This window comes from Nostoc cf. edaphicum LEGE 07299 (genome assembly GCF_015207245.1).
In the GTDB taxonomy this organism is placed as follows: Bacteria; Cyanobacteriota; Cyanobacteriia; order Cyanobacteriales; family Nostocaceae; genus Nostoc; species Nostoc edaphicum_B.
The window spans coordinates 1-2,991 of the sequence record NZ_JADEXF010000835.1; the positions used below are offsets into that span (position 1 = coordinate 1).

Consider the following 2,991-nt stretch of genomic DNA (forward strand, 5'->3'; position numbering starts at 1 on the left):
ATCTAAGTCAGCACCAAGAGATTTCATGGCTTTGATGCTGCGATCGCGTGTTACCCATTGAGCTAAGTCTGTACCCGCTTCTTCACACAGTTTGTAGATATTTTCCGTAGGCGTTTGTTTAATCCGAATCGGTGGAAAAACTGTTGTCAAACCCAAATTGCGGAATTTACTCACCAAAGGATCTATTGGCTCATCATCGCCACCACCACTTTCAAACACACCGATAGCTTGCTTTTCTTTGGCAGATCCTAAAATTGTGCTAAGTGCTGCTTGGATGCTCGCAGCGCTAGAAGCCGGAGGTAATCCAACGATTAGTCCAGCACAACGGCTAACTAGTTCCCGCAGTTCTTGTAAATCGACTTCCGATCCCAAATCGACAATTTCCACGGCGACACCGGTTTTACCGATACCGTTGGCAATTGCTTGGGCGAGGCGATCGCTATATCCGTATTCGGAAACGTAAAATATTCCAACTGCCGTTTCTGGCTTGGCTTGGCTTTGGCTCCAAGTGCGGTAACGTCCAACTAATTCCTCAACATTGTGAGATAATAATGGCCCGTGCCCTGTGGCAATCATACTGATGGTTTTCAGTTCCGCCATCCGCTTCAGGGCAGACAAAACCGAGCGGGCATTTGGCCCCATCAAGCAATCGTAGTAGTAATGAAAGTCTTCTTCGATCGCTGCTAGGTCTTCATCAAAGGTGCTATCTGAGCAATAGTGCAACCCAAAGGCATCGCAGGTGTAGAGAGTTTTGGTTTTATGGTCAAAGCTGAAAATGGTATCGGGCCAATGTAAATTTGGAGCAATCACGAATTCAAATTCATGCCCATTGCCCAAATCTAAGCGATCGCCATTTTTCACAATCCGCCGCTTAAATGGCTGATGTACCAAATCCTCAAGAAACTGAATCGCCACTTTAGAACCAACAACGGTTATTTCTGGAGCCATAAGCAGCAAATCTTTAACTAAACCGCTGTGGTCTGGCTCCGTGTGGCTGATAATTAAATAATCAATCTCTGTTGGGTTGATTAATCCGGTGAGCGTATCAAAGTATAGTTGACGAAACTTTTCATGGGAGGTATCAACTAAGGCAGTCTGCCCCCCGCGAATGAGAAACGAGTTATAAGTAGTGCCGTTTTGCAGACCAAACTCAATATCGAAGCGATCGCGATCCCAATCCAAAGAGCGAATAGCCGTCGTCTCTTGAGCAATCTCTACAGTCTGTATGGTGAGCCGTTTTTCAGTTTTTTCGGTGAGTGCTACCATAACTCCCTCCTTGACACAATGAGTATTTGTTCCTCTTCTTTTATTGTTACACGGCTTTAATGTTAATTTTTATTAAAAAACCTATAGTTGACTTAAAAAAGTTAAAAGTGTGAAACCACAGAGGCACAGAGAGGAAATTTGGCTAGCCTTGGAAATTGGTAATTCGCGGCTGCATTGGGCATTGTTTATTGGCGAGACACTTTACTCAGCTTGGGATACCGACTATTTTCCTGAGTCTGTCATACAACATCTAGCTGAATGTCAAACCCTACATGATTTATTGCTGGCAATTTCTCCACCCCATCAACAAGGTAATTTTCTCACAAATACTCCACCCCTTTGCGCTTTTGTCTCTCTGCCACCCTGTCCTGTCCTCCTCACCTCGGTAGTTCCCAGCCAAACTGCTATTTGGCAAACTTACCCAAATACTCGTGTTATTACTTTAGAGCAAATACCACTAAAAGGCGTGTATCCCACACTAGGAATTGACCGCGCTTTAGCTTTGTGGGGTGCGGCGAAAACTTGGGGTTTTCCGATGTTGGTAATTGATGCTGGGACAGCGCTGACTTTTACAGCTGCGGATGCTAATGAGTCTTTAGTTGGAGGTGCAATTTTGCCGGGATTAGGTTTGCAATTTGCAACTCTCGATCAACAAACAGGACAATTACCATTAGTGGAAATGCAAAGTTTTCCATCTCTACCACCACGTTTTGCTCTCAATACTAAAGAAGCAATTCAAAGCGGAGTAATTTACACAGTATTAGCTGGAATTAAAGATTTTATTGAAGCATGGTGTGATTTATTTGCTGATGGGAAAATTGCGATTAAAGGGGGCGATCGCACTTTATTGATTAACTATTTGCAAGTTTTATATCCTGAAATTGCAGAACGTTTAATTGTGGAACCAAATTTAATTTTTTGGGGAATGCGCGAAATATTAATAGGGTCATAGTTGTGACAACAAACTTGAAACACATATCGCGGTTTCAAAGGGAAGGAATATGTGTTATGGATTGGCAACAAACCCTGAATGAGCTAGTTTAATTCGTTGAAATTATGGTTTTTAAAATGCCTTTAATAAACTCCTGAATTTCGCTCGCCACAACCTCCGCACAAGATTCTGGTAAATCATTTCCGGCATGGGCAATCATTTTCAACTCGACTTTTGGCATCAGTTGAGCATAAACACGGCTTCTGGCTAAAGCATCTGGTGTATCTTGCCCACCTTGTAAAATAAAAACTGGGATATCTATCATATAAAGCTGCTTTTGCAGTAATTCCGCCTCAATTTCTACTTGTCGCCGTTTGAAAAGTAGCTGGCAACCTATAGGATACGGCAATAGCGATTGACGCAACTGCAAGTCTTGCGCAATTTTTTCATGCCAACCCAGGATTTTAGTCAAAGGACTGAGCGATCGCAGAAATTTAACTATTAGTGGCGGATAATTCAATAATCGCCGCATCTTCTGGCAATACTCTTCTTGTCCTGCTATATCTACACCCTCTGGTGCTAGCAGTACCACACCCTCAACTTTCTCTGGATACTTTAAAGCATAGCTAGCAGCAATCCAACCCCCAAGAGAATGCCCCACTAAATATACTTTTTCTAGCTTCACAGCTTGCAAAAATTCAGCTAAACACTCAACTTGTAAATCTATCGAATGGTGGATATTAGGATTTTCTGATTCACCAAACCCTAATAAATCAGGTGCAAAACAATGGAAA

General features: G+C 42.6%; 3 protein-coding genes. 1 reads left to right on the forward strand and 2 read right to left on the reverse strand.

Annotation, left to right across the window (positions count from 1 at the left end; translation table 11 throughout):
- A partial coding sequence (locus IQ229_RS21395) for an FprA family A-type flavoprotein (RefSeq protein WP_194047164.1) occupies window positions 1-1,266 on the reverse strand: 1,266 nt, incomplete at its 3' end.
- A 109-nt stretch (window positions 1,267-1,375) separates the two neighbouring features.
- Between IQ229_RS21395 and IQ229_RS21400 the strand changes: the two genes are divergently transcribed.
- The gene (locus IQ229_RS21400) at window positions 1,376-2,218 is read left to right on the forward strand and encodes a pantothenate kinase (protein WP_194047166.1); all 843 of its coding nucleotides are present in this window, start codon (window positions 1,376-1,378) and stop codon (window positions 2,216-2,218) included.
- Between the two features lie 88 nt (window positions 2,219-2,306).
- Here IQ229_RS21400 and IQ229_RS21405 read toward each other — a convergent pair.
- Window positions 2,307-2,991 (reverse strand): alpha/beta fold hydrolase (locus tag IQ229_RS21405; protein ID WP_194047168.1); only part of this gene is annotated, 685 nt, incomplete at its 5' end.